Origin of the sequence: Alkanindiges illinoisensis (assembly GCF_004377485.1) — a bacterium.
Classification (GTDB): domain Bacteria; phylum Pseudomonadota; class Gammaproteobacteria; order Pseudomonadales; family Moraxellaceae; genus Alkanindiges; species Alkanindiges illinoisensis_A.
Genome location: NZ_SNTY01000024.1, coordinates 1 through 26375, shown reverse-complemented (window position 1 = coordinate 26375; position 26375 = coordinate 1). Strand labels below are relative to the sequence as shown.

Sequence of the window (26375 nt, the reverse complement as noted above, 5' to 3'; positions counted from 1 at the left end):
TTTGCGAGACTAAAACATTTCCGTGCTATTGCAACCCGATTTGATAAGCTTGCACGAAATTATCAGTCTATGATTTACATTGCTTGCATGTTGATTTGGTGTAAAGCCAAATGAGGACACGCCCTAGAAAGGAAATTAATGGAACTTCACTTTTTCAAAAGCAAGACCATTTCCTTCACGCTTCACTTCAATCTGGTCACCTGCCTGAAACTCACCAGACAGGATGCGCTGGGCTAACGGATTTTCAATTTCAGACTGGATGGCACGTTTTAAAGGACGGGCGCCAAACACCGGATCATAGCCCACCTGTACCAACTCATCAAAGGCTGAGTCATCCAGTTGCAGACCAATTTCCCGCTCATGCAAACGCGCACGCAGGCGATCCAGTTGGATATCGGCAATGCCCCGAATCTGCGATTTACCCAGACTATGGAATACCACCACTTCATCAATCCGGTTGATAAATTCCGGGCGGAAATGCTCACCGACTGCTGCCATGACGGCGGCTTTGACTTCATCGGCAGGCGCTTCATTACCCAGCTCACGAATTGCCTGTGAACCCAGGTTGGACGTCATCACAATCACCGTATTTTTAAAGTCTACCACCCGACCCTGTGAATCGGTTAAGCGGCCATCATCCAGCACTTGCAGCAGAATGTTAAACACATCGGGATGCGCTTTTTCCACCTCATCCAGTAGCACCACACTGTACGGCTTGCGACGCACGGCTTCTGTTAAGGTACCGCCTTCTTCATAACCCACATAGCCCGGAGGAGCACCCACCAAACGGCTAACAGAATGCTTTTCCATAAACTCGCTCATGTCAATGCGGATCATGGCATCATCACTGTCAAATAGGAAGTTGGCCAGTGCTTTGGTTAACTCGGTTTTACCCACCCCGGTTGGCCCAAGGAACAGGAATGAACCGCTCGGGCGATTCGGATCAGACAAACCAGCCCGTGAACGGCGCACAGCATTGGATACGGCCACCACGGCTTCATCCTGTCCTACGACCCGCTTGTGCAGGAATGTTTCCATATTCAGCAGTTTTTCACGTTCGCCCTGCATCATTTTGGAGACCGGAATTCCCGTTGCAGCACTAACTACCTCGGCAATTTCATTATCAGTCACTTTAGTACGCAGCAGCTTGAATTTGCCCTGCTCGTGATTTTGTTGATCGTCTTCTGCCTGTTCAGCACTGGCAATTTTCTTTTCCAGCTCTGGAATCACGCTATATTTCAGGCGTGACATTTCGGCAATGTCACTGTCCCGTTCAGCCCTAGCATATGCAATCTTGGCATTGTCCAGTTCTTCACGGAAACCTTGTGCGCCCTGGACGATGGCTTTTTCAGCCTGCCAGACTTCCAGCATATCGGCTTTTTCTTTTTCCAGTTGCTCAATCTGGGCAGTCAGCTGTTTTTGCTGGGCCGTTGCATGCTCATCATGCTTGATGACTTCATATTCCATTTTAAGCTGAACCAGACGCCGTTCTACCTTATCAATGGCTTCGGGCTTGGAATCCATTTCCATCCGCAGGCGGCTGGCAGCTTCATCAATTAAATCAATGGCTTTATCCGGTAGTTTGCGATCCGTAATATAGCGATGCGACATGCGGGCGGCGGCAATAATCGCAGAATCTTCAATTTCCACATTGTGGTGCAACTGATAGCGCTCTTTTAACCCGCGCAAAATGGCAATGGTATCGGCCACACTCGGTTCATCCACCAGCACTTTTTGGAAACGACGCTCCAGTGCCGCATCTTTTTCAATATACTGGCGATATTCATCCAGCGTGGTTGCTCCCACACAATGCAACTCGCCACGTGCCAGTGCAGGTTTGAGCATATTGCCAGCATCCATGGCCCCATCAGCTTTGCCTGCACCAACCATGGTATGCAATTCATCAATAAACAGAATGACCTGACCTTCCTGCTTGGACAGGTCTTTAAGCACTGCTTTTAAGCGTTCTTCAAATTCGCCCCGGAACTTGGCACCCGCAATCAAGGCACCCAGATCAAGTGAAAGCACTTTCTTGTTTTTCAGGCCTTCAGGGACTTCACCATTCACAATACGCTGGGCCAAACCTTCCACAATCGCTGTTTTACCCACGCCCGGCTCGCCAATGAGCACTGGATTATTTTTGGTACGGCGTGCCAGCACCTGAATGGTACGGCGGATTTCATCATCACGGCCAATCACCGGATCGAGTTTGCCACTTAAGGCGCGTTCGGTTAGGTCAATGGTATATTTACTGAGCGCTTCACGCTGGTCTTCATGGGTATTGCTGGTCACTTTTTCATTACCTCGAATTTGTTCAATTACAGCACGCAGTTTTTTGCTGTCTGCACCGGCTGCTTCTATAATTTTCTTGCTGGAACCTTGCTCACTTAAAGCCTGTAGCGCCCATTCGCTGGAAATATAATCATCACCGGCCTTTTGGGCGTAGCTGTCCGCCAGATTTAAAATTCGCACGGCTTCGGGCGTCAGGTTGACATCACCGGTTGGTGTGGCTAGCTTGGGAGCATCATTTAAAGCCTGTTCAAGTTTGCTTTGCAAAGTGCTGACATTGGCACCGGCCTGTTGCAATAAACTGAGATTGCTGGGTTCTTCCAGCAGGGTTGCCAGAATGTGAAACGCCTCAATCCCCGTGTGATCCCGACCCGCCGCCAAAGACTGGGCATTGGATAATGCCTGTTGTAGACGATCGGTAAATTTTTCAAAACGCATTATTGTTGTCCTCCGCTGCCAGGAATCCCCGGCAAATTCTGAAATACATTGTGTAAAACCATGTCTCTAAGATGCGTTGTTTTTTTGCTTTTTCAAGAGTGGAAAAATAGTTTTTTTATTTTGTCAAGAATTTTATGATTTAGCTTAACCTTAAAATATGGAGATGCACGCTACTGTTTTCAATGAATTTTTAAAATATAAGCTAAATATTTTCTAAATAATTTTAATTAAGCATCAACTCTTCTGTTCTGATGATTCCATTCTAGTTATGTTCTTCTAGTTATCATTTTCATATTATCCCGCTTTGGCCAGATGCTTGATCCGGCTTTCAATCCGCTTGATCCAGTCGGTATTCAAGCCTACACATTCGCGTGCCACCTCCAGCGCCAGTAAGGCAGGTTGTTGCTGGTTTAACAAATGTAGCAAGCCTGAATTGGAAATAAGATGGTTAGGCCGTTCCAGCAAAACCATTTGATCACCTATCCTAACCTCGCCTTCTTGCAGCACCCGGTAATACCAGCCGGAAATGGCATGTTCGGCAATGTAATTGGACAGCAACTCGACGTTATAACGGTAATTGATTTTCCAGCAGGGATTTCTGGGCTGTGCCACTTGAATGATTGCAGTGCCAAACTGGTAAATATCGCCAATAAACACATTTTCATCGGTCATGTCGGGGCAACTAAAATTTTCACCAATCGTGCCTTTCACAGCAATTCCATCGAGCTCAGGATAGCCTTCCACAATTTTGTCATAACTGGCCTGCGCAAACTGATGTAATGCCTTTTCCGGCCCACCATGAAAACGTCGGTCTGCCTGAACATCACCCACAAGCCCCTCTTTACTCACATAAGCAGCATCAACAGGCCGCTTGAAAATACCGGTATTCTGGTTTTTGGCTTCCCAGTGAGTGAGTTTGCCCAGGTAAAGCTGTTCAATTTGCATTGCTTGTTTTTCCGCAGGTTTTTACACAGTACAATAAAAAAGCGCCTTCATGAGAAAGCGCTTTTTATCATAGCAATTTATGCGTAGTTATGCTGATGATTATTTAACAAGCATAACCCAAAACTTTTTACTTGGCATAAACCGGGAATTTGGCACAAACGGCAGCCACTTTCTGAGCAACTTCAGTAATCACTGTTTCATCACCTTTGCTGTCCAGAATGTCAGCAATCCAGCCGGCCAAGTCAGTCACTTCAGCTTCACCAAAACCACGCGTGGTGACGGCTGGCGTACCAATGCGGATACCGGAAGTCACAAATGGAGAGCGTGGGTCATTTGGTACAGCATTTTTGTTTACCGTAATGTGTGCCTGACCCAGCCACGCATCCGCTTCCTTACCGGTAATGTCCTGCTTGATCAGGGACAGCAGGAACAAATGGTTATCGGTGCCACTGGATACGATGTCATAACCACGTTCAACCAGCACTTTGGCCATAGCCTGAGCATTTTTAACCACTTGCTGCTGGTAGGTTTTGAACTCAGGGCTCATGGCTTCTTTAAAGCACACTGCCTTGGCGGCAATTGCATGCATCAGCGGGCCACCCTGATTACCCGGGAATACTGCAGATTGCAGCTTTTTCTCAATTTCTTCGTTGGCTTTGGCCAGAATCAAACCGGAACGTGGACCACGCAGGGTTTTATGAGTGGTGGTAGTGGTCACATCGGCAATTTGAACCGGGCTTGGATAAACCCCAGCCGCCACAAGGCCGGCTACGTGAGCCATGTCTACCATCAGGTATGCACCAACCTTGTCGGCAATGTCACGGAAACGCTGCCAGTCCACCACACGGCTGTAGGCAGAAAAACCGGCAATAATCATTCTTGGCTTGTGTTCCAGTGCCAAACGTTCAACTTCTTCATAGTCGATTTCGCCAGTGTCACAATTTAAGCCATATTGCACGGCATTGTAGCTTTTGCCAGAAAAGTTAACCTTGGCGCCATGCGTCAGGTGACCACCATGCGCAAGGCTCATGCCCAGTACGGTGTCACCAGCATTCAGCAGCGCCAAAAATACTGCACTGTTGGCCTGCGAACCGGCATGCGGCTGCACGTTGGCATAGTCAGCACCAAACAGTTGCTTGGCACGATCAATTGCCAGTTGTTCAATCACATCAACATGCTCACAACCACCGTAATAGCGCTTGCCCGGATAGCCCTCTGCATATTTATTGGTGAGCTTGGTCCCTTGAGCTTCCATCACGGCAGGTGAACAATAATTTTCAGAAGCAATCAGCTCAATGTGGTTTTCCTGACGTTGATCTTCGGCGCTGATGGCCTGGGCCAGTTCTGGATCAAAATCGCGAATGGAAATATTGGCAAACATGGCAAACTCTACCTATCAATAAAGGGCTTTTTGGGCAAAGGCAAATAAAACGCGCTACAGTTTAACACGAAGTTTAATTTTTATCAGACTGATATTTTTTCATTATAGCTTGAAACTGCTGCACGCCTGCATTGGACAAACGTGCAGCGTGCCTGCTTATTGCGCTGGCATGTACTTTTTAATGAAGACAACCAGTTCAGGGCGTTTCTCAACAATCGCCTGTGTATGCGATGCACCTACTATTGGCTGGAAGTCAATCGTTAAACCCAGTTTTACCTGGCCTTCTACGAGAGATTGCGTCACCGGGAATGGAACGGCCAGATCCTGTGTACCCTGAATAATCATGGTAAGTGTATTCAGTTTTTTGGTCGCAGGCTGGGTATTTGCTAGGAATTTTTGCAGTGTCTGATTATTGGCAAATTCTGTAGTGTCCAATCCAGGATAATTCAGCACTGTCTGGTGAGGATTAGTGCTCAGGTAACTACGGATATCAGCAGCAAACTGATTATGCAGATCAGTCAGACAAATTCCATTTTCGCCCGTCGTGCCTTCTGCATTCACGGCAATTTTGGCCGCACGTTCAGAAAATAACGCCTCATAATCAAAGTCCGGCTGATAGGCTTTAATCCCGACAGCAGTATAAGCTGTATAAGCCAATAACTCGGCATACGCCTCTCTGGCTGTCCCAACAGGAAGCTGACCGGCCGCCTCGCCCTGAAGCGCCTGTGCAAGCGCCTTAGGTGCTACTTCAGTAATGATATAACCCAGACTGGAAGCAGGTGCCCCGGCTACTGTACCCTTATAGCTGGCATCACTGTCCGCATATTGAGAAATCCCCAGCACCGCATGACCGCCTTGCGACTGCCCTACCGACATCCATTTGCCCTGAATATCAGTCTTATAGTGTTTTTTTACTGCATTGACTGCATAAATGGCCGATCTGGCTTCACTTTGCAGATTCAGGTAGGGATGAATACCCGGCGTCCCCAGACCTTCATAATCAGGAGCAACAATATATAACCTTCAGCCAGTAACTGATCTGCCATGGCTGAAAAGCGGTTATTGGTAAATTCATTATTGCTGGGTGCACAGCCATCACCCACACCTACTGTCCCATGCGCCCATACCACCACACGCCAGCCATCCTTAGGTTTTTCGCCTTTGGGCGTCATCACCATGGCCGTTGCTTTTACCGTTTTACCTGCCACACCCAACATGTTATAGCTCATCACCTTAATGCTGTTGGCATTGGTAATTTTATAATTACCCTGATTATGGCTATAGGTGGTTTCACTCAAGTAAATCCTGCTGTTTTGATAGCTATCTGACGAGTCATTGTCGCTACCACAGGCAGTTAGTCCAAGCGCACTGGTCAAAGGTGGCGGCCGCCAGCAAATGGCGGGAGAAAAGCGCTTTCATGCGTTTTCATCCATCAACGTATTTTAAATATTGCTCTCTTTAACGATGATTTCATTAAGGAGAACTTATAAAATACCCGACCAAATAATCGTGCATCATAAAAATAACAACTATTAAGTCATGCTGAAATTTGAAATAAAAAAAACACCATAAATTTTTGGGGATTTATGGTGTGGGGTTAACTGTTTGTTTTTGTTGTTATTAAATTTTAAACTATAAATTAATATATTCTTAACAGCTTAAATCAATCAGGCGATGCAGGCGTAGGGATGTCTACCGTACCTCTTTCATCCTGCTCCAACACATTATCCTTTAGTTTATCTTCATTCAGATGCTCAACTGCATCGCGGATTTTCTGGTTGCCTGCGCTGCCATTATTCTGTTCAGTTTTGGCCTGGTTAGCTGCACCTTGCTCATTCAAGGCATTTTCCGGGCTTTTATCAAAATCTTCAGCGTTCTTTGCCATTTGCTCGCTTAGCTCATCAGTATCCGTTAAACCTTCAACCTGACGTGAACTTACCTGATCATTTCCAAATACAGCATTGGCAGTGCGGTCTTGGCTGGCTGATGCCTGATTAGCATCTGCCTGAGGATTGGTTAAACTTTGTTTAACATTAGCATCCTGATTTAATTGATTATTTGTTGAATTAGATTTTATGTTATTCGTCGTAGTCATCACTTACCTCGTCTCAAATTTGTCTTACATAAATTTGTACTGCGTCTTGATGAGATTAAGCATAGCAAAACCAAATGTTAATGCTGATGTACTCCTGTATAAGACATATCCCCCAACTGTAGCCAACGTAGACAACAGGTAAGCAAGCGTAGTAAAGCGTAAACAAGGCGGCGCCAAAAGCGGCTGAATATAGATGAACTTTTTAAAAATTCACTTTAGAGCACTGATAAAGATTTCAGGCTATAGCAAGTAACTGGCAACAATGCCCAGCCAGATTACCAATCCAACCCAGCGATTGTGCCGAAATGCCCAGAAAGTATGTGCAGGTTGCCGATCCAGTGTTTTAACCAGTTGATAAATAAACAATCCCAGCACAATGGCAAGGGTAGCCCATCCAGTAAAGCTATTGAATAGATGATGTAAATTAAATACCCATGCCAGCAGACCAAGGCTCGCCAGTTGCAACACGGCAATAATGGCAAGGTCGTATTTGCCAAACAGGATGGCGGTAGATTTTACGCCAATCTTGAGATCATCCGGGCGATCGGTCATGGCATATTGCGTGTCATAAGCCACCGTCCATAACAGATTGGCACTATATAACAGCCAGCAGGACAAATCCGGTGTCTGCCCCTGTGCCACATAAGCCATTGGAATCGCCCATGAGAACGCTGCACCCAGTACAAACTGTGGCAGGTAGGTATAGCGTTTCATAAAGGGGTAAATTGCAGCCAGCCCTAATGCGCCAAATGACCAGTAAAATGCTTGAATTGGCAAAAACAGCAACAAACTGGCACTGGCCAGCACCAATACTGCAAACACTGCTAAGGCTTCTTTGGCAGAAATGAGGCCACTGGGTAATGGCCGATGTTTGGTACGCTCAACCCGGCCATCCACCTTGCGGTCGGCAAAGTCATTAATGGCACAGCCAGCAGCGCGCATGAATATCACGCCTAAAAACAGAATCAGCAAAACTTTAAAACTGGGATGACCTTCTGCTGCAATCCATACCGCCCAAAAAGTCGGCCATAACAATAGCTCTGTGCCAATGGGCTTATCAAAACGGGTCAATTGAATATAGGCCCTTAGGCGCTGCTGCCAATTGAGAGGAGGCAAACTGGGCGGCGTATCAAGCTGCATGGCAACCTCTTGTCATGAATTTTATGGCGACAATTTTTATAGCCACAATTTTTATGATCGCGGTTGTTGGGATCGTAAGCTCTGTCATGGCGTTGGCAAATTAAAGCTGGGAATGATTGAGCAAATAATGCTGAAAACCCGGCAAAAAAGTTTCCTGAACGATCAATGGACGCTGATGCCAGATATACAGGCTACGGCGCGTCCAGCCTTCGGGTAACAAGGCAATCTGGCGAATACACTGCGGTGCAGTACGGGCAAACAGCAAAGAACCCAAAGACCGGTTTTTTAGGTAACGCAGACGCAAGCCCTGCCCTTTTAATGACTGTACCGGAATAATACTGCGCGCTTTTACCCAGGGCTGCGCTTCACAGCCATACAGATACACTTCACGCACCCAGGCCTGCTGGTCAACTGCAGTGTGCATCAGTTGGCTTTCATGCAGATAAATACGCTCGAAACCCTGCCGGAATGGTTCCACCCGAAACTGACCACCCGCAAGCTGGGTTAACTGGCGGGTTAAGGAACCATTCGCCACTAACCACGGCCTGAGTTCAGCCGGAATATGGGTTAATGACGGATTAAAGCATTGTCTGGAAGTATGCCAGCGCACCAAATGATGAGATAAATTAGCAGACATACAACTCAGGCATGTGGAATTTACCTTAGTGTTTTACACGCTTAACACCAGCTTGACAATTAGTGCTGTTTATAAAAACGCCTATCGTTTGGCAGGCGCTGGTCTGTTTGCCTGACTTGTAGGCGAATTTACACTATTTTGCTGCACATAAACGGTGGTGCTGACTTCACTAACCACCTTGCCTGCCGAATTGGTTACCCGCGCGGCCAGGCTATGTGCACCCCGATCCATTTGTTCGGTAGAAATGGTAACGCCATTACCATTGGCAACCACAATCCCATCCAGCAAAATTGACATATTATCGCCATTGGCCAATGCAGGCTGGATATTAACAACCACACCAATTGGATCAGGCTTGCGTACGGTTTGCTCAGCCGCAGGTTGGGCAAACTTGAGCTGGTAACGAATGGCCGCAGGCTGTGCAGCGGCCTGATTAGTGGCATTTGCCTGTGCAATTTGCTCGGCACTTAAACTCGGTACAATGGATAGCGGTGGCAAATCAACAGTTTTAGCTTCTTTGGATGGCGAGTCGGTATACACCACATTGCCCTTGGCATCGGTTGTCTTATAAATGGCAGCCTGTGCCACGCCACTCATGACCAGCGTAAGCGCTATGGCTAAAAATTTGCTTTCCCTGAACATGCTGTATTCCTCGTTTAGACTGTAGTGACTTTACACACTTATATTGACGCTGTTAAATGTAACGCTGGTAATGCGCCGTTGCGATATCCTGTTTGATGATAACACTTACTTTTAATTGATAAATGAATAAATTATGGTCAATGCCCGCTTAGCCAGCATTGGCTATCAGGCTGTATTTTCACCTGCTGGCACCCTTCAGTATAAAACCAAACACCAGCATCTTTGGAATCAAATGGACAAACTGAATATTTTTTAAGATATAAAGCGCTTAAGAATATGATTGCAAAATTTGGCTATAGTGCCAATAGCGATGAATCCAGTAGCAGAGATTTTCCAAATTACTGCCTCTATGAGCAAGTGACCATCAGGTGTTCTGTCATCCATTAAATCTGATTATGGTAGCTGGATATAACTCAAGACTAGTCCGATTACGGCACAGACAGCAATAACCTGAATCACATTACGCTTGTAGTGGAACAACGCTATTGCTGCCCCCAAAGCAATCAAAGCCGCTATCCAGTCAAAGCCGCCAGCAAATTCTTGTGGCCACAACACGTGATAACCAAAGAATAGTGCCAGATTTAAAATGACACCAACCACAGCAGCCGTAATGGCAGTTAGTGGTGCAGTAAATTTAATATCGTTGTGCGTGGATTCAATCAGTGGGCCACCAGCCAGAATAAACAGGAAAGAAGGCAAAAAGGTAAACCAGGTGACGATGACTGCGGCCAGCGCGCCAGCCACAAACAGCAGTTCCGGGCCAAATAGTGCATGGGTATAGGCGCCAATAAAACCTACAAACGTCACCACCATAATCAATGGCCCCGGTGTGGTTTCGCCTAGCGCTAATCCATCAATCATCTGGGTGGGTGTTAACCAGCCATAATGGTTTACTGCCCCTTGATATACATAAGGCAGCACCGCATAAGCACCACCAAAAGTCAGCAAGGCCGCCTTGGTAAAGAACCAGGCCATCTGCGTAAGTGGATGCGTCCAGCCATATAAGGCTGTGAGGGAACCCATCGGTATGATCCATAACACCACACCTGCTAAAACCAGCACTGCCAGTTTAGTCCAGTTAAAACGAGCATGTGCAGGAACTGGCGTGTCGTCATCAATGAGCGCGGCACCATAGCTTTTACTGGATTGTCCGTGGCCGCCCCCCACCTCAAACAATGCAGGTGAAAGTTTACTGCCCACATAACCAATCATTGCAGCACTAAGAACAATAACGGGAAATGGAACATTTAAGGCAAAAATGGCCACAAAAGCAAATGCTGCAATCATCCATAGGGTTTTATTCTTTAATGAGCGCATACCTATACGATGCGCGGCCTGAAACACGATGGCCGTTACCGCAGGTTTTATCCCATAGAACAGCCCTTCGACCCAGGTTAAATGACCAAAGGCAATATAGATCCATGACAATGCAATCAAAATAAACAGGGATGGCAGTACAAATAAAACACCAGCAACAATGCCACCGATAGTACGGTGCATCAGCCAGCCAATATAAATTGCCAGTTGCTGGGCTTCAGGGCCGGGCAACAGCATGCAGTAATTTAATGCATGTAAAAAACGCTTTTCTGAAATCCAGCGCTTTTGCTCAACCAGTTCCTGATGCATGATGGAAATTTGCCCGGCTGGCCCCCCAAAGCTAATAAAACCCAGCTTTAACCAGAATAAAAATGCCTGCCAGAAACTCACCGTTAAAGGCCGTGCGGTTTCTGGTGGCGCAGGCTGCGTAGAAGTTGTAATGATTGTCACAGCATATTTTCCTTAAAATTGGCCTATAAGCACCAAATACATCACCTGCTAACCCGGGAATTTGGTCGCCACAACAGTTAAGCAGATCAAAATCATACTCTTAAGCAATGCTATTTATTTAACGCGATTCACTTCAGCAAGGAGCCAGTCCCTAAAAGCCTCCAAACGCGGTAAACTGGCTGATTCAGGCCGATACACAACATAATAAGCCAATGGCGATTTAAAATTAATCTGCGGCAATAGCCGGATTAACCGTCTGGACTGAACGTCATCATGCGCCATAATACTGCGCGCCAAGGCAATGCCATGTCCTTCTATTGCGGCCTGTAATACAGCGGCTGAGTTATTAATTTGCATGCCATGCTTACTGGTTAAATCCGTAATGCCAGCTTTAGCAAGCCATTGTTGCCATGTTGGAAAGCCCTGATGGGTTTCCATGGATAGGTCATGAATCAGTGTTTTATGGCGTAGATCGTCTAGTGTCAATTCAGAATTTCGCTGCTGTAAAAATCCCGGTGAGCACACTGGATAAATTTCTTCATCCATGAGTTTGATAGCTTGCAGTCCTAACCACTGGCCTGCCCCGTAACGTACACCAATATCAATGTTTTGTGCCAGAAAATCGACTGGTTTTAAACTCGTATCCAGACGTACATCCAAATCTGGCCATTGGCTTTGAAAGCGGTATAAGCGGGGTAACAGCCATTTTGCAGCAAATGCAGGACTCACTGTAACGGTCAGTACTCCTGTCGAGCCAGCCTGTTTTAATTTTTCTAGCCCAAGGCCTAATTTTTCAAAACCAGCCTGAATTTCAGGCAAAGCTGCTTTAGCCAATGACGTTGGCGTCAATCGGGTTTTTCCAGTGTTTTGCCGGTAAAATAGCGGAAAACCCAGGTAATCCTCTAAGGTCTTTACCAATTGCCCTACCGCTGCCGGGGTTACATTTAACTCTGTGGCAGCCCTTGAAAAACTTTCATGCCGCGCACTGGCTTCAAAAGCCTTCAGGGCATTAAGATAAATCGGTGAACTCATAGCACTAAAGTTTTTCTTTATTAATTGCAATGATTATCTCATTTGCCAGCTCAAAGCATCATTTCTAGAATCCTGATACAGCAAATGATCGAGATTCATTCGGGCTTCAATTTTTAATACGGTTTAAAGCAAAAAGTCTATGAACAGATTTTCTTTAAACGTGGCTAGTGCGACTGTTGATGGGTCTGGCATTTGGCTGATGAATTACGACAGTATCTTTTCATTTAATGGCAATGTCATGACTGGAAATTTATTGCAGTCATTACTTGAGCTCATCCTGTTGAGTTAATTTTATTTAATGTGGTTTCTTCCCGAATAAGGAAAAGTAATGCGCATCAATGCCGATTTTTCTAAAGCCGCCATTATGAAGCCAGAAGATTATCACTGGCTAAAATCACCCGGTGGCGAAGTTGAACGGGTAATGCTTGACCGGATTGGCAATGAAAAAGCCCGTGCGACCAGTCTGGTACGCTATGCCCCGCAAACTATTTTTCCCGAACACCAGCATCCGCACGGTGAAGAAATTCTGGTACTATCCGGGGTATTTACCGAAAATTCCACCCAGCATTATCCGGCTGGCTGGTATTTGCGTAATCCGCATAATTCCAAACACACCCCTTCGAGTGAACAAGGTGCCTTGATCTTTGTCAAACTGATGCAAATGCATACCAGTGATACGGCCAGCATCCGCATTGACACCAACAATCCCAAGAATTGGCAATATTATGGCCAGCGCTTTATTTGCCCTTTATTCCAGTGCGAATATGAAAATACCTTTCTGGAAAATCTTAATCCACATCAATCCTTTGAAGAGCGTAGCTTAAATGGAATGGAGATTTTGATTGTACAGGGTGAATTGATGGCAAATAAGGAAACTTATCCTACGGGTTCATGGATTCGTTTACCGCCAAATGCCTCAGTTAATTTTCAGGCTGGACAGTCAGGGGCAACGCTTTATGTCAAAACAGGCCACCTTTTCTCTGTCCAAAAGTTTGTAGAGCAATACTCATGAGACGCACCAGAATAGCCATTATTGGCGCTGTCTTAAGTGGCTTGTATGCTGCTTATTTACTGGAGCAGGCCAATATCACCGATTATCTTGTTCTGGAAGCCAGAAACCGCTTGGGCGGGCAGATTTGTACCCAGCACGGCTTTGATTTAGGGGCAACCTGAATTTGGCCAGAGCTTAATTCCGAACTGATGCAACTGGTGAATCAATTCAAGCTGCCTTTTTTTAAACAATTTGAACAAGGCAAACTGGTTTTTGAAAAGCAGCGAGGTATTGCGTCCGTTCAACTGGAAAACCGCTGGACAACAACGCCCTCTATTCGCCTAGAAGGCGGCATGGGCAGTTTAATACATGCTTTAGCTCAGCAAATTCCTCTACAAAAAATTTTGACTCAACAGCAGGTCACCCATCTTACCGCTCAGGGCCAAGGCAGTATTTATTTAAATACCAAAGATCAAACAGACGCTGAAACCGTTGTTGACGCTGATTATGTACTCATCGCGCTATCACCACGCCTGGCTGCACAGCCACTGAAGCGGACTAGCGAAATCCTGCGGCTGTCCATGGATCAGCACCAGCAATTACACCAGACGACTTTCTTTGGAAAAACCGCATTATTGGGATTGCTAGCGAATGGTCGCCGAATTATTCAAGCTATCTGGCTAGTGCCATTGAGGCTGCAACGATAGGGATTAATCGTACGAAGTCACAATTATTAAAAGCCAAATGAGGACACGCCCTAGTAATCTTGAAATATAAGCATTAAGTTATAATTGACCTACTAGATAACAAAAAGACTAGAAAGCAATCATATCTATGCTTTCCAGCCCTGAATTTCATTTAAATTAAGACGTTCCTTCAGTTTAAAGGAGCGCCTTAATACTGCCATTTTAATTAGCAGATATAGTTAATTATTATTCAAAAACCAAACACTTAATAAAAAAATTTAAATAAGGGATAGACTAATTCAATCAATTTACAATCTTGGTGAAATCTGATTTTATATAAGTGCAATGTTTGGCTATTCCTCAATGTAACCCCTTAAAGATGAAAAAACAGCCGACAATCAATAACAATACGGCAAAATATTTTTTAAGTACGGCTGGAGACAATGCATGGGCTGTTTTTGCACCGAGTTTTGCGGTAAAAAAACTCATGATGCTAATCCCCAAGAATGCATAAATATGTACAAAGCCAATCGTATTTGGCCCAGTAATCTGCTCTTTCATACCAAAAAACATAAAGCCCAAAGCACCTGCAATCGCGATCGGTAAACCACATGCGGCTGATGTGCCAACGGCATTTTGCATCACCACCCCATAATGATTGAGATAAGGCACGGTTAAGCTCCCGCCGCCAATCCCAAAAATTGCCGATGCAACACCGATCCCTGTCCCTGCAACGACTTGTTTAGTGGTGGATGGCAGTACTTTATTCTGGTCAATTACTTTTTTGGCACCCATAAACATTGTATAAGCAACCCAGATCACAAACACACCGATGATTAGTTGCAAATGTGCACCAGACAATAGTCCTGCAATACCTGCCCCTAAAAAAGAACCCAGAGCCATCCCTGGTGTCAGGTTTTTAAATACCGGCCAGATGACTGCACCATTTTTATGATGTGCCATTAATGAACTTATCGATGTGACAATAATGGTCGCTAACGACGTTCCTAGTGCCATATGCATGATTATTTCAGGATCATAGCCCATTTGGGTAAAGACCACATACAACAGGGGTACGATGATCGTTCCACCGCCCACACCAAAAAGTCCTGCGGCAAATCCCGCTAATGCACCAATTGCAAAGAAAATGATTAATTCCACGATAATGACTAATTCCGAAATCTACTTTCTTGAGAGTTTTAAATGAAGTAAGTAATGGTTTAAGCAGTTTCGGACTGCCCCACCTGATGTACAACTTGATTGCCGACTTGATGCCCGACATAATGATAACCACGATTAAAATAAACCAGACCCTGATCCTGCTGGCCTTGTTCTTGTTGACCGTGTTGAATCGCAACAATACGACAGATAAAAATAGTATGGGTTCCGACTTCCTGAATCTGCTCAATCTCACAATCAAAACTCACCAGTGCATCTTTTAGTACAGGCGAACCTGTTTCCAGTTCTGCCCAAACGCCTTGTTTAAAGCGCTCTTCTGAACTCATACTGGATGAAAATGCGTGGGAAAGATGCTGATGCTGCGCGCCTAGAACATTCACCGTTAAAATTTTATTGTCGATAAAATGCCCATGTGACCGAGAAGCTTTATTCATACAGACCAATAAAGTTGCAGGGGTATCAGAGACCCCACACACCGCAGATGCCGTGAATCCATAGCGACCAGACAGCCCTGCCGTGGTAATGACATTGACCGCACTGCTTAACAACGCCATAGCATTTCTAAAGCCTGTTGCTTCAATCATCACATTGTTCCTCATGACAGTGACCCACTTAATCCTGAAATACAGTCAAACGGGCAACTCTTTTGCCTTACTCTCTTAGTAATCACTTGCCCAAGAGTTCTTTGCGGACGATTTCCGCACCGGCACTTAATGCATTAAGCTTGCCTCTGGCAACTTGACGGGATAAAGGCGTCATACCACAGTTGGTCGATGGATAGAGTTTGTCAGCATCAACAAATTGCAACGCTTTGCGCAAGGTGCCGGCGACCTCCTCTGGTGTCTCAATGCTAGTGGTTGCCACATCAATCGCACCAACCATCACTTTTTTACCGCGTATGAGTTCAAGCAGATCGATTGGCACACGTGAGTTATGGCATTCCAGTGAGATGATATCGATTTTTGACTGTTGCAATTTAGGAAACGCTTCTTCGTATTGGCGCCATTCCGAGCCCAGCGTTTTTTTCCACTCGGTATTGGCCTTGATGCCATAGCCATAGCAAATATGCACGGCAGTTTCACATTTCAGCCCTTCAAGTGCCCGCTCTAAAGTGGCAACGCCCCAGTCATTCACCTCATCAAAAAACACATTAAATGCAGGTTCATCAAACTGGATAATGTCCACACCAGCAGCCTCCAACTCTTTGGCTTCTTCATTGAGGATTTTGGCAAATTCCCAGGCGAGTTTTTCACGGCTTTTATAATGCGCATCATATAGCGTATCAATCATGGTCATCGGGCCAGGTAGTGCCCATTTAATCGGTTGATCGGTAAGCGAGCGTAGAAATCGTGCATCATCCACAAACACCGGTTGTTGGCGCGACACCGCACCCACCACTGTTGGCACACTGGCATCATAGCGATTACGAATTCTCACGGTCTCACGTTTTTCAAAATCAACGCCGTTAAGGTATTCAATAAATGTGGTGACAAAATGCTGGCGCGTCTGTTCGCCATCACTGACAATATCGATACCTGCTTGCAGTTGTTCTTGTAGGGATACCAGCAACGCATCGCGTTTACCCTGAATGAGGTCATCTCTTTCAAGTTTCCAGGGCGACCAGAGTTTCTCAGGCTCTGCAAGCCAGGAAGGTTTGGGTAAACTGCCAGCTGTTGACGTCGGTAACAATCTTTTCATAATTAATTATCTTATCTGTTTGAAATTAAAAAGTATCAACGCTTAAACAGCATAATTGGCAGCCCATTGCTCAAGAATTTTCTGGTATGGCTTGATGAAGTGCTGTTCAGTAAATTTGCCCTGCTTAATCGCCAACTGGCTACGTTCTTCGCGGTCATAAACAATCTGGGTTAATGAATAATCCTGATATTTCAAGCTGGGCTGATAATATTTCCCTGCTGCGGAATTCGCGTTGTAAATCTCAGGCCGGTAAATCTTTTGGAAGGTTTCCATGGTGCTGATGGTGCCGATCAGCTCAAGATCGCTATAATCAATGAGCAAATCACCCCGATGGTAAAATGCCAAAGGAGCAACACTGTTTGGCGGCATAAAATAGCGAACCTGCAAGCCCATTTTTGCGAAATATTCATCGGTTAAAGAATAGGAATCTTGCTGATATTCCACACCGAGGACAGGATGCTGATTTTCAGTACGATGATAAATCTTGCTACTTGAAACACTTAGGCAAATCACAGGGGCTTTAGCAAAGTTTTCTTTATAAACATTTGAATTCACAAATGTTTTAAAGATTTTGCCATGCAGTTCGCCATAGTTTTCTGGGGTGCTAAATTGGGCTTGATGCTTATTATGTGCTGGCAACAATACACTGAAATCATAATCTCGCACATATGAGGAAAAATTGTTGCCAACAATACCTTCAATGCGCTGGTTGTTCTTGTGATCAATAATATTGGTTTTTAATATTTCAATAGTAGGGAAAGTCTTACCGTTGCCTTCAACATCAATATCAACCGAAATAATTTCAAGTTCAACCGAATAACGATCTGCGTGAGGATTATCCCAATGCGCCAAGGCATTAAAACGATTGTCGATCATCTTTAAAGCTTTGCGCAAGTTCTCTTGGCGATGTTCTCCTCTAGCCAAATTCGCAAAGTTAGTGGTGAGACGTGTATTGTTTGCTGGATGATAGTTTTCATCAAAATGAATACGTTTAATCGCAAATGTAAACTCTTGACTCATGATGATCTGGTCCCCTCATTTCTATAAGAGGATTTATACCTGAATCACAACATGAATAAAAATGATCTTTTTTGTAAAAAACATGAGAAAAATTCACTTCTATAGATTCTGTGGGGTTCAGACCTAAAACGTGAAATGACTTCATTGTATCTTTAGAAAAGATCATTATAAGCTCCCACTTTGGTGTAGCCAGATCACTAAAATACAGTGTTTGGATTTAAATTCTATGGGAGCTATAGCCTGAGCTAATCTTAAGCGGTTAAGCTGAAGGATAAATAATGCTGGATTTGATTAAATTATATCGGAATGCATAAGACAATAAAAAAGCCCGGAAGCAATAATACCAATGCTTCCGGGCTTATATTAAGACGCCCCTCCAGTTTAAGGGGACGCCTTAATACTGCTATTTTAATTAGCAGCTATAGTACATTTCAAACTCAACTGGGTGAGTTGTGGTGTTCAGGCGACGTACGTCTTCCATTTTTAGCTCAACATAAGCGTCCAGCATTTCCTTGGTGAACACACCGCCTTTGGTCAGATAGTCATGATCCGCTTTCAGTGCATCCAGTGCCATTTCCAGGCTATGGGCTACTGTAGGAATCTTGGCTTCTTCTTCTGGTGGCAAGTCATACAGGTTTTTGTCAGCAGCTTCGCCTGGATGGATCTTGTTCTGGATACCATCAATACCAGCCATCAGCAGTGCTGCAAAGCACAGGTATGGGTTGGCAGTAGAATCCGGGAAACGTGCTTCAATACGCTTGCCTTTCGGGCTGGAAACGTAAGGAATACGGATAGACGCAGAACGGTTTTTCGCAGAATAAGCCAGCATGATCGGGGCTTCAAAATGCGGAACCAGACGCTTGTAAGAGTTGGTAGACGGGTTGGTAATCGCGTTCAGGGAACGGGCATGCTTGATCACACCACCAATGAAGAACAGTGCCAGTTCAGACAAGCCTGCATATTCATCACCAGCAAACAGGTTTTTGCCGTCTTTGCTGATTGACATGTGAACGTGCATACCTGAACCGTTATCACCAACGATTGGCTTCGGCATAAAGGTTGCTGTTTTACCAAACTGGTGCGCAACGTTCAAAATAGCATATTTGGTAGCCTGAACTTCATCACCTTTACGTACCAGTGTGTTAAAGCTCACACCAATTTCAGACTGGCAGGAAGCTACTTCGTGGTGCTGCACTTCAACTTTGCCTTCGCCCAGAATGGCTTCAATGGCATCACACATCGCAACACGCAGGTCATGCGCGCTGTCCACTGGAGGAACCGGGAAATAACCACCTTTAACACGAGGACGGTGGCCAGTATTACCAGCTTCGTAGTCCTTGTTGGTAGACCAGGCAGCTTCTTCAGCATAAATGGTATGACGGGCACCTGACATGTCAATGTCAAATTTCACTTCGTCAAATACAAAGAATTCTGGCTCTGGACCAAAGAATGCAGTGTCGCCAATACCGGTAGACTTTAAATATTCTTCAGCGCGGCGTGCAATGGAACGTGGATCACGGTCATAGCCCTGGCCAGTGGTTGGCTCGATAACGTCACAAGTCACTACAACAGTAGTTGCTTCAAAGAACGGGTCGATAAAAGCAGTTTCAGGATCTGGACGCAAAATCATGTCAGATGCTTCAATGCCTTTCCAGCCAGCAATAGAAGAACCATCAAACATTTTGCCATCTTCGAAGGTATCTTCATCAACAGTGGCAGCCGGGAAAGTAACGTGTTGTTCTTTACCGCGCGTGTCTGTAAAACGAAAATCGACCCACTTGGCCTCGTGCTCTTTAATTAAGTTGAGGACTTTATTTGCCATGCTCACTTTGCTCCAGTATTTCCCAGTATTGGGTAACTGCACCCTGTAGGTGCGCCTTACAAATTTAATACCTGATATATTAGCAAAAGCCATACCAACTTTCTTTAAAAATCATAAGTTAATAAATTTAAAGAAAATATTTGTTAAGGGCCTAAAAATAATACGCCACAAATTATACGCACTCTTAAAAAAAATGCACCATCTGCCATCATTAATTCTGTTATTCACATAAAAGGCTTTTTAAAGCACCAAAACAGTGCAAATACTTATTTTTCTATATGAGATATCAATATTTTTAGTGCAAAGATAGCGCATCAATAGCCAAGATTTATAAAACCTTAAAGATGACTCTATTTTTATCAGTAAAATTAGATAATTAGATTTTCAGTTTTAAGTACGTTTTTGATTTTAGAAATAGTAATGCACCAAATTGGAGCAACATCAAGATCGCTCGTCTGTTCGACATCCATGTATTTGGTTGAAAATAAGCCATTTAACCCCCATATCTTTCATAGTAATTCGGGTTTAGGCAGCTAAATTTTAGATTGCTCAAGCTCAAGTAGGCAAATACAGAATTTGATTAAACAGGTTTAAACACTGGAGATGAGAAATGGCAGGTGGCTGGGCACATGACGGCGCTGAACAGGAACAAATCGAAGCAACAGTAAATGATGCATTGCAACGGGCTAGACAGGCAATTCCAACTGGCCCGAGTGCAGACACTTGTGAAGAATGTGATAAGGCCATTCCCAAAGCGCGCCAGCTTGCCCTGCCCGGTGTACAACATTGTGTGGAGTGTCAAAGCAAGCTTGAAGCACATGCCAAAAAATTTGAATTATTTAATCGCCGTGGCAGCAAGGATAGCCAATTGCGCTAATACGCTTTAAATCTATAACGCGACATTATTGGGTTTAAACATTTAAACATAATGACATAACTGTTAAGATAAGCTTCTCAAGCGCTTGGTTTCACTGCGCTTGACTTATGGATTCCTCAACAGGCATTCCGACCTCTTTAAATGAATTAACTTTTCCGTTTTCATAAGGTTGCAAATACGATGCTTCTGATGCTCGATAATTATGATTCTTTTACCTACAACATTGTTCAGTACTTAGGTGAACTGGAGCAAGATGTCAAGGTAATCCGTAATGATCAGGTGACGATTGAGCAAATTGAAGCATGGCAACCGAAGTATATTGTGATTGGTCCTGGCCCTTGTTCTCCCAATGAAGCTGGCATTTCACTGCAGGCCATTCAGCATTTTGCCGGTAAAATTCCATTGCTGGGTGTTTGTCTGGGTCATCAGGCAATTGGACAGGCCTTTGGCGGGGATGTGGTGCGTGCCCGCGAAGTGATGCATGGACGCCTGTCTGCCATGTACCATGCCAATGTCGGTATTTTTAAAGATTTGACCAATCCTTATCAGGCCACACGGTATCACTCATTGGTAGTGGATAAAAATACCCTGCCCGATTGTCTGGAAGTCACTGCATGGACGCAAAATGCTAACGGCCAACTGGATGAAATTATGGGGCTGCGTCATAAAACCCTGCCCATCGAAGGTGTGCAATTCCATCCTGAATCCATTTTAAGTGAACATGGACATCAGTTATTAAAAAACTTTATTGATGAATATGCTTAAGGGGTAAGAAATGGATATTCAAACTGCCCTTGAACAAGTGGTACGTCATATTGACCTGTCCCAGTCTGAAATGCGCGATGTAATGCGCGTGATCATGACGGGTGAAGCCACGAGTGCACAAATTGGCGGGCTGCTGGTTGGCCTGCGCATGAAAGGTGAAAGTATTGATGAAATTACGGCAGCCGCCAGCGTGATGCGTGAGCTGATGCTGCCGGTGCAGGTTTCGGATTTGCCGCACCTGATTGATATTGTTGGCACAGGTGGTGATGGCCAGCATTTGTTTAATGTATCGACTGCCTCGGCGTTTGTGGCGGCGGCGGCTGGTGCGCATGTTGCCAAGCATGGTAATCGCGGCGTTTCCAGCAAATCTGGCAGTTCTGATTTGCTGGATCAGGCCGGGATCAAACTTGACTTAAATGTTACCCAAACTGAACGATGTATTCGTGAAATTGGTGTAGGGTTTTTATATGCGCCCAACCACCATGCAGCCATGCGTCATGCAGTTGGCCCACGCCGTGAACTGGGGATGCGTACCCTGTTTAACCTGCTTGGGCCATTGACCAACCCTGCTGGTGCACAACGTCTGGTGATTGGGGTATTCAACGAACGATTATGCCGTCCGATTGCCGAGGTACTGCGTCAGCTAGGTACAGTCCATGCACTGGTTGTGCATTCAAAAGATGGCCTTGATGAAATCAGCCTTGCACAGGCCACCCATGTTGCCGAGCTAAAAGACAATGAAATCCGTGAGTGGCAATTCATTCCGGAAGACTACGGCATTGATAGCCAGAGCCTGATTGGTCTGAATGTTGCAAACTCGCAGGAGAGTTTAAGGCTGATCAGGGATGCGCTGGGACGCAATAAATCATCACTGGGTGATAAAGCAGCCAGTATGATTGCGTTAAACGCTGGTGCCGGGATCTATGTCGCTGGTTTAAGCCGCAATTTGGGTCAGGGAATCAGCTTCGCCCAGGACATTATTTATGGTGGTCAGGCTTTAGAAAAAATGTCAATTTTAGCTGAGTTTACGCAAAGTCTGACTGAATCAGTCAACACTTAATGCGGCCAGAACGCTGGCGTCCATTTGACTTATCGTTGTTGTGATCACTTTATTTTAGGACTTTAATGGATATGGTACGGACAGAAGACACTATTCTTGGAAAGATTGTCGCCCGTAAACGTGAAGAAGTTGATTTGCGTGAGAAAAAACTCTCGCTGAATGATCTGGAACAACGTGCAAAGGTTGCTTCACCCACTCGCGGTTTTGCCAAGGCATTGCAAGGCAGAAAACCGGCAGTGATTGCTGAAATCAAAAAGGCTTCACCGTCACAGGGTGTGATCCGTGAAAACTTCAAGCCAGCAGAAATTGCTGTCCAGTACGAAAAAGCCGGCGCTGCCTGTTTGTCGATTCTCACCGATGTTGATTTTTTTGCAGGCAATGACCAGAACCTGAAACTGGCACGCAGTGTGACCCAGCTGCCGGCCTTACGTAAGGATTTCATGATCTCTCCTTACCAGATTGTGGAAAGCCGCGCGCTGGAAGCTGATTGTGTATTGCTGATTGCAGCCTGCCTGTCTGATGACCAAATGCAGGAAATGGCTTCAGTGGCTCGTGAACATGGCATGGATGTCTTGGTTGAAGTGCATAATCACAGTGAACTGGATCGTGCCTTAAAACTGCCTAGTTCTGCCATTATTGGCATTAATAACCGTAACCTGAAAAATTTTGCCGTGAGCCTGAATGTTACATTGGGTCTAAAGCAATATGTTCCTAATGATCGTATGCTGGTGACTGAAAGCGGCATCAAAACCCGCAATGACGTGGACCTGATGCTGGCCAATGGGGTAAATAGCTTTTTGGTCGGCGAAAGCTTTATGCGTGAAGCAAATCCGGGTGCCGCATTAACCCAGTTATTCGGGCAGCCTAAAGCCATCAGCAGTCTTAGCTGATTGTCTGAATTCAGATAGGTTTAATCACCTGTTTTAATCATTTGACCCCTGATCTGGCTTGCCTGCGGTTTGGTGTGCTGATGAGGGGTCAGCTTTTTGTAGGGACTAAAAGCAATTATGGCTAAATCCTCCTCTTTTAATAAGGACACACAACAGGCTTTACGGGAATTAAAGCAGCAACTTAAAGCTGCCCCGGTTACTTCATCAGGTAAGATTACTCCTAGTAAAACTGCATCCGGCAAGGTCACAGAAGAAACCCCGGATGATGAAAAACTGTTTGCGCAAGCTATGCGTGGGGTAAAGCCAATAAAAACAGATGAAACACCAGTGCCTGCCCCAGCCAAACCCAAAAAGCCCAGTGCACAGATTCTGGCACGGCGGGCGGCTGCGGTGGGTGTGGATGAAGCGGGCATGCAAGGCATTTCCGATACACAGGCCATGCTCAACCCAGTGGCCAGTGAGGCCGTTTTAAGCTATCGGCTGGCAACCTTGCAGCATCGTATTTTTGAACAATTAAAAGCAGGCAAACTGCGCTGGTATGAAGCGGTTGACCTGCATGGCTGTACGATTGAAGAAGCTCGTAGTGCCGTGCTGCAAATTATTGAAATAGCACGACAAGCCAATGAAAATGTTATTAAGATTGTACACGGCAAAGGGCCGCAAGCCATTTTAAAAACCTACGTGAATGGCTGGTTACGTCAGCACCGTGAAGTACTGGCCTTTGTCAGTGCGCCATCGGAGCAAGGCGGTACAGGTGCTGTGCTGGTATTAATCAAGCGTGCCGAGCGCCAGTCCAGTGATGACAAAGCCAACCATTCAAAGCCTAAAACACGTTAATGGCAATCACAGACTGATGAAATGACGCAAACCAGCCTGACTTAACCGTATTTTCTCTTGAGTTTTTTTCTATTCCTGCCTTTTTCTGGTATCGGTTTTTTCTGCTATAATGACCGCCCTCAATATCGGCCAATCCCGTCCTGCCAAATACCAAGACAAACTGTGGCCAAACTTGGTTCCTGCCAGACCCAGCTTCTGACAAGACTGCTTTTCTGCCAAATTAGGTGAACTGACACAATGACTATGCAACAATCTTACGCCAATATCATTTCTGCAATTGGCGAAGATTTAGAACGTCCGGGATTGCTTGACACCCCTGCCCGTGCTGCCAAAGCATTTTCATTTCTGACGCATGGTTATCACCAGTCGCTGGATGAAGTCACCAATAATGCGGTATTTCCTTCTACTAACCGGGAAATGGTTCTGGTGAAGGGCATTGAATTTTATTCGCTATGTGAGCATCATTTATTGCCGTTTATGGGTCAGGCGCATATTGCCTATTTACCCAATGGCCATGTGCTGGGTTTGTCCAAGTTTGCCCGGATTGTGGATATGTATTCGCGCCGTTTGCAGATTCAGGAAAACCTGACCCAGCAAATTGCTCAGGCTGTGATGGATGCTACTGGCGCGCGCGGTGCAGCGGTGGTCATGGATGCCGCACACATGTGCATGATGATGCGTGGCGTGCAAAAGCAGCATTCCAGCACGCGCAGTGTATCCATGCTGGGTGAATTTACCACCAATACACAGGCGCGGCAGGAATTTTTGATGGCGGTGCCGAATGAGAATATTTAGCCTATAACGCTTCCCGACACTGCTGCAAACTCAATTTCTGTTGGCCAGCCTCATCAAAGTTAGCTGGACTTAACCAGTGCTGCATTGCGCTATGTTGCTGCGGCCATTCGCTGTCCAGCATGGAAAACCAGTCGGTATTACGATTACGACCTTTAACAACCGTTGCCTGACGGAACAGTCCTTCGTGCTGGAAGCCCAAACGCAACGCCGCCTGTTTAGAAGGTTCATTTAAACTATTGCATTTCCACTCACAGCGGCGGTAAGCCAGCGTAAATACCTGCTTTAGCAATAAGCACATTACTTCAGTAGCGGCCAGTGTCCTGCGTAAACTTGCAGAATAATACACATGGCCAATTTCAATACTTCCTGCCTTGCAATCTGACCGCATCAGTGCGCACCAGCCCTGAATCTGCCCATTTGTAAAAATGCCATACAACAATAAATCTTCAGCGAGCATCCCTTGTAGCCATTCATTAAAGATACCCTGTGTTACAAATGGGCCATACGGCAAATAAGTCCAGCAGGATGCATCCGGCTCCCGATTAGTTAAAGCCCACAATTCTTCGGCATGTTGCGCAAAACTCAGGGGAATAAGCTGGCTATGCTGTCCAGTTAATACTTGTGGTGGTGGCTTGGTGGCGCCCTGCCAGCTTTCAAGCATTTGCCCAACAGGTTGGCCAAATTCATTGAGTTCGGTCTGTAAATGTGGCGCGCGTATTTTATTCATTATAAAAATCTTTCGTTTGTTGGTTTGATGGTTGGTTTAAGAGTTCGCAGTAAGAAATGCTCAGATGATATGAATTTTTATCATGATTTTGTCCTGGCTGGATAAGTAAACGTTCTCATGATTCTACCCAATCAAAAATTATAAACTGTTCAACTGCTGGTTTTAGAATATTTCAATAATAAAGTCATGCCGGATAAATGCTTTTTATCTACTACATAACTTCAACAGATCTAAAGCAGGATTTTAATAGCATAGCTTCATCATAAAAATTACTTGTAGCTGGCAGCTCATGATGAAACAGTTATTTTTAGCCTCTTCCTTTGCAGATGTCAGCCAGTACTTTAGTCAATTTACTGGCGAAGATGTGCAAGGCAAAACCGTTACTTTTATTCCCACAGCCAGCAATCTGGAAGACATTAATCATTACATGCAAAACGATAAAAAAGCCTTTGAGGCACTGGGCATCAAGGTTGATGAACTGGATGTTGCCGAAGCTGCACCTGCATTGATTCAGCAAAAAATTACTTCAAATGATTAGGGTGTGTTGACACTTTTAGCTTAAAAAAATAGCGAAGTAGTAAAATCAAATCGCCAAACCCAATTTTACTATTCGCTATGCCTCGTACCATGCTGACAGATCAACACTGGCAAAAGTTGAAAGT

General features: G+C 45.2%; 25 protein-coding genes and 2 pseudogenes. 11 read left to right on the top strand and 16 right to left on the bottom strand.

The annotated features are described in order from the left end of the window. Window positions 1-114, top strand: a pseudogene (locus tag E2B99_RS07110) (IS5/IS1182 family transposase); the annotation flags it as partial. A 21-nt stretch (window positions 115-135) separates the two neighbouring features. On the opposite strand, the gene clpB reads toward E2B99_RS07110, so the two are convergent. From clpB to gcvA, 10 genes and pseudogenes are all read right to left on the bottom strand, one after another. After that, window positions 136-2727, bottom strand: coding sequence for an ATP-dependent chaperone ClpB (gene clpB / locus E2B99_RS07105; RefSeq protein ID WP_134244229.1), 2592 nt, complete (start codon window positions 2725-2727; stop codon window positions 136-138). Window positions 2728-3021: 294 nt separating this feature from the next. Continuing rightward, the gene (locus E2B99_RS07100) at window positions 3022-3672 is read right to left on the bottom strand and encodes an MOSC domain-containing protein (RefSeq protein WP_134244228.1); all 651 of its coding nucleotides are present in this window, start codon (window positions 3670-3672) and stop codon (window positions 3022-3024) included. Window positions 3673-3799: 127 nt separating this feature from the next. Then, entirely contained in the window at window positions 3800-5053 is a 1254-nt protein-coding gene (gene glyA / locus E2B99_RS07095; protein WP_134244227.1) for a serine hydroxymethyltransferase, read from the bottom strand. A 156-nt stretch (window positions 5054-5209) separates the two neighbouring features. Beyond that, a pseudogene (locus tag E2B99_RS07090) lies at window positions 5210-6429 on the bottom strand (alpha/beta hydrolase family protein). A gap of 287 nt (window positions 6430-6716) precedes the next feature. Beyond that, complete coding sequence (locus tag E2B99_RS07085; RefSeq protein WP_134244226.1) at window positions 6717-7148, bottom strand: hypothetical protein; 432 nt, start codon at window positions 7146-7148, stop codon at window positions 6717-6719. 240 nt (window positions 7149-7388) lie between these two features. After that, window positions 7389-8288: a 4-hydroxybenzoate octaprenyltransferase gene (gene ubiA, locus E2B99_RS07080; protein WP_134244225.1), complete on the bottom strand. Its 900-nt coding sequence runs from the start codon at window positions 8286-8288 to the stop codon at window positions 7389-7391. 100 nt (window positions 8289-8388) lie between these two features. Then, on the bottom strand, window positions 8389-8925 hold the full coding sequence (locus tag E2B99_RS07075) for a chorismate--pyruvate lyase family protein (RefSeq protein ID WP_134244224.1): 537 nt from the start codon (window positions 8923-8925) through the stop codon (window positions 8389-8391). Between the two features lie 81 nt (window positions 8926-9006). Beyond that, on the bottom strand, window positions 9007-9567 hold the full coding sequence (locus E2B99_RS07070) for a DUF4124 domain-containing protein (protein ID WP_134244223.1): 561 nt from the start codon (window positions 9565-9567) through the stop codon (window positions 9007-9009). A 393-nt stretch (window positions 9568-9960) separates the two neighbouring features. Further along, window positions 9961-11325 (bottom strand): chromate efflux transporter, encoded by a 1365-nt coding sequence (gene chrA / locus E2B99_RS07065; RefSeq protein ID WP_240687761.1) that lies wholly within the window; start codon window positions 11323-11325, stop codon window positions 9961-9963. Between the two features lie 123 nt (window positions 11326-11448). Further along, window positions 11449-12366, bottom strand: a complete 918-nt coding sequence (gcvA, locus tag E2B99_RS07060) for a transcriptional regulator GcvA (protein WP_134244222.1) — start codon at window positions 12364-12366, stop codon at window positions 11449-11451. A 328-nt stretch (window positions 12367-12694) separates the two neighbouring features. Between gcvA and E2B99_RS07055 the strand changes: the two genes are divergently transcribed. Genes E2B99_RS07055 through E2B99_RS07050 form a run of 3 tightly spaced genes read left to right on the top strand, consistent with a single transcriptional unit; the run spans window position 12695 to window position 14064 of the window. Further along, window positions 12695-13378: a cupin domain-containing protein gene (locus tag E2B99_RS07055; protein WP_134244221.1), complete on the top strand. Its 684-nt coding sequence runs from the start codon at window positions 12695-12697 to the stop codon at window positions 13376-13378. Beyond that, complete coding sequence (locus E2B99_RS14870; RefSeq protein ID WP_240687760.1) at window positions 13375-13539, top strand: NAD(P)-binding protein; 165 nt, start codon at window positions 13375-13377, stop codon at window positions 13537-13539. Before E2B99_RS07055 ends, E2B99_RS14870 begins: the two co-directional genes overlap by 4 nt. A 36-nt stretch (window positions 13540-13575) precedes the next feature. After that, the gene (locus tag E2B99_RS07050; RefSeq protein WP_240687759.1) at window positions 13576-14064 is read left to right on the top strand and encodes an FAD-dependent oxidoreductase; all 489 of its coding nucleotides are present in this window, start codon (window positions 13576-13578) and stop codon (window positions 14062-14064) included. A 339-nt stretch (window positions 14065-14403) separates the two neighbouring features. On the opposite strand, the gene E2B99_RS07045 is transcribed toward E2B99_RS07050, so the two are convergent. From E2B99_RS07045 to glnA, 5 genes are all read right to left on the bottom strand, one after another. After that, on the bottom strand, window positions 14404-15204 hold the full coding sequence (locus E2B99_RS07045) for a sulfite exporter TauE/SafE family protein (protein ID WP_134244220.1): 801 nt from the start codon (window positions 15202-15204) through the stop codon (window positions 14404-14406). Window positions 15205-15263: 59 nt separating this feature from the next. Then, entirely contained in the window at window positions 15264-15806 is a 543-nt protein-coding gene (locus E2B99_RS07040) for a flavin reductase family protein (RefSeq protein WP_134244219.1), read from the bottom strand. An 82-nt stretch (window positions 15807-15888) separates the two neighbouring features. Then, window positions 15889-16920 (bottom strand): methionine synthase, encoded by a 1032-nt coding sequence (locus tag E2B99_RS07035; RefSeq protein ID WP_134244218.1) that lies wholly within the window; start codon window positions 16918-16920, stop codon window positions 15889-15891. A 42-nt stretch (window positions 16921-16962) separates the two neighbouring features. Continuing rightward, window positions 16963-17940, bottom strand: a complete 978-nt coding sequence (locus E2B99_RS07030; protein WP_134244217.1) for a DUF1852 domain-containing protein — start codon at window positions 17938-17940, stop codon at window positions 16963-16965. A 412-nt stretch (window positions 17941-18352) separates the two neighbouring features. Beyond that, complete coding sequence (glnA, locus tag E2B99_RS07025; protein ID WP_276320934.1) at window positions 18353-19768, bottom strand: type I glutamate--ammonia ligase; 1416 nt, start codon at window positions 19766-19768, stop codon at window positions 18353-18355. Between the two features lie 604 nt (window positions 19769-20372). On the opposite strand from glnA, the gene E2B99_RS07020 reads away from it, so the two are divergent. The 6 genes from E2B99_RS07020 (at window position 20373) to folE (ending at window position 24986) form a co-directional block, all read left to right on the top strand. Beyond that, complete coding sequence (locus tag E2B99_RS07020; RefSeq protein ID WP_134244215.1) at window positions 20373-20639, top strand: DksA/TraR family C4-type zinc finger protein; 267 nt, start codon at window positions 20373-20375, stop codon at window positions 20637-20639. Between the two features lie 180 nt (window positions 20640-20819). Further along, window positions 20820-21404, top strand: a complete 585-nt coding sequence (locus E2B99_RS07015; protein ID WP_166739003.1) for an aminodeoxychorismate/anthranilate synthase component II — start codon at window positions 20820-20822, stop codon at window positions 21402-21404. Window positions 21405-21414: 10 nt separating this feature from the next. Then, window positions 21415-22464 carry an anthranilate phosphoribosyltransferase gene (trpD, locus tag E2B99_RS07010; protein ID WP_134244213.1) on the top strand — a complete coding sequence of 350 codons (1050 nt, stop codon included), beginning with the start codon at window positions 21415-21417 and terminating at the stop codon, window positions 22462-22464. A gap of 71 nt (window positions 22465-22535) precedes the next feature. Then, the gene (gene trpC, locus E2B99_RS07005; protein WP_134244230.1) at window positions 22536-23354 is read left to right on the top strand and encodes an indole-3-glycerol phosphate synthase TrpC; all 819 of its coding nucleotides are present in this window, start codon (window positions 22536-22538) and stop codon (window positions 23352-23354) included. Between the two features lie 117 nt (window positions 23355-23471). Next, complete coding sequence (locus E2B99_RS07000) at window positions 23472-24191, top strand: Smr/MutS family protein (RefSeq protein ID WP_134244212.1); 720 nt, start codon at window positions 23472-23474, stop codon at window positions 24189-24191. Between the two features lie 237 nt (window positions 24192-24428). Further along, window positions 24429-24986 carry a GTP cyclohydrolase I FolE gene (folE, locus tag E2B99_RS06995; protein WP_026470061.1) on the top strand — a complete coding sequence of 186 codons (558 nt, stop codon included), beginning with the start codon at window positions 24429-24431 and terminating at the stop codon, window positions 24984-24986. Window position 24987: 1 nt separating this feature from the next. Here folE and E2B99_RS06990 read toward each other — a convergent pair whose 3' ends face one another. Further along, window positions 24988-25713, bottom strand: coding sequence for a GNAT family N-acetyltransferase (locus E2B99_RS06990; protein ID WP_134244211.1), 726 nt, complete (start codon window positions 25711-25713; stop codon window positions 24988-24990). Window positions 25714-26002: 289 nt separating this feature from the next. On the opposite strand from E2B99_RS06990, the gene E2B99_RS06985 reads away from it, so the two are divergent. Further along, window positions 26003-26251 carry a Type 1 glutamine amidotransferase-like domain-containing protein gene (locus E2B99_RS06985; protein WP_134244210.1) on the top strand — a complete coding sequence of 83 codons (249 nt, stop codon included), beginning with the start codon at window positions 26003-26005 and terminating at the stop codon, window positions 26249-26251. Window positions 26252-26375: the final 124 nt, after the last annotated feature.

Bases quoted from the DNA above. Each gene is read 5' to 3' on its own strand.
- clpB (WP_134244229.1), bottom strand. From the start codon at position 2,727: ATGCGTTTTGAAAAATTTACCGATCGTCTACAACAGGCATTATCCAAT.
- E2B99_RS07100 (WP_134244228.1), bottom strand. From the start codon at position 3,672: ATGCAAATTGAACAGCTTTACCTGGGCAAACTCACTCACTGGGAAGCC.
- glyA (WP_134244227.1), bottom strand. From the start codon at position 5,053: ATGTTTGCCAATATTTCCATTCGCGATTTTGATCCAGAACTGGCCCAG.
- E2B99_RS07085 (WP_134244226.1), bottom strand. From the start codon at position 7,148: ATGACTACGACGAATAACATAAAATCTAATTCAACAAATAATCAATTA.
- ubiA (WP_134244225.1), bottom strand. From the start codon at position 8,288: ATGCAGCTTGATACGCCGCCCAGTTTGCCTCCTCTCAATTGGCAGCAG.
- E2B99_RS07075 (WP_134244224.1), bottom strand. From the start codon at position 8,925: ATGTCTGCTAATTTATCTCATCATTTGGTGCGCTGGCATACTTCCAGA.
- E2B99_RS07070 (WP_134244223.1), bottom strand. From the start codon at position 9,567: ATGTTCAGGGAAAGCAAATTTTTAGCCATAGCGCTTACGCTGGTCATG.
- gcvA (WP_134244222.1), bottom strand. From the start codon at position 12,366: ATGAGTTCACCGATTTATCTTAATGCCCTGAAGGCTTTTGAAGCCAGT.
- E2B99_RS07055 (WP_134244221.1), top strand. From the start codon at position 12,695: ATGCGCATCAATGCCGATTTTTCTAAAGCCGCCATTATGAAGCCAGAA.
- E2B99_RS14870 (WP_240687760.1), top strand. From the start codon at position 13,375: ATGAGACGCACCAGAATAGCCATTATTGGCGCTGTCTTAAGTGGCTTG.
- E2B99_RS07040 (WP_134244219.1), bottom strand. From the start codon at position 15,806: ATGATTGAAGCAACAGGCTTTAGAAATGCTATGGCGTTGTTAAGCAGT.
- E2B99_RS07035 (WP_134244218.1), bottom strand. From the start codon at position 16,920: ATGAAAAGATTGTTACCGACGTCAACAGCTGGCAGTTTACCCAAACCT.
- E2B99_RS07030 (WP_134244217.1), bottom strand. From the start codon at position 17,940: ATGAGTCAAGAGTTTACATTTGCGATTAAACGTATTCATTTTGATGAA.
- E2B99_RS07020 (WP_134244215.1), top strand. From the start codon at position 20,373: ATGGCAGGTGGCTGGGCACATGACGGCGCTGAACAGGAACAAATCGAA.
- E2B99_RS07015 (WP_166739003.1), top strand. From the start codon at position 20,820: ATGCTTCTGATGCTCGATAATTATGATTCTTTTACCTACAACATTGTT.
- trpD (WP_134244213.1), top strand. From the start codon at position 21,415: ATGGATATTCAAACTGCCCTTGAACAAGTGGTACGTCATATTGACCTG.
- trpC (WP_134244230.1), top strand. From the start codon at position 22,536: ATGGTACGGACAGAAGACACTATTCTTGGAAAGATTGTCGCCCGTAAA.
- E2B99_RS07000 (WP_134244212.1), top strand. From the start codon at position 23,472: ATGGCTAAATCCTCCTCTTTTAATAAGGACACACAACAGGCTTTACGG.
- folE (WP_026470061.1), top strand. From the start codon at position 24,429: ATGACTATGCAACAATCTTACGCCAATATCATTTCTGCAATTGGCGAA.
- E2B99_RS06990 (WP_134244211.1), bottom strand. From the start codon at position 25,713: ATGAATAAAATACGCGCGCCACATTTACAGACCGAACTCAATGAATTT.
- E2B99_RS06985 (WP_134244210.1), top strand. From the start codon at position 26,003: ATGATGAAACAGTTATTTTTAGCCTCTTCCTTTGCAGATGTCAGCCAG.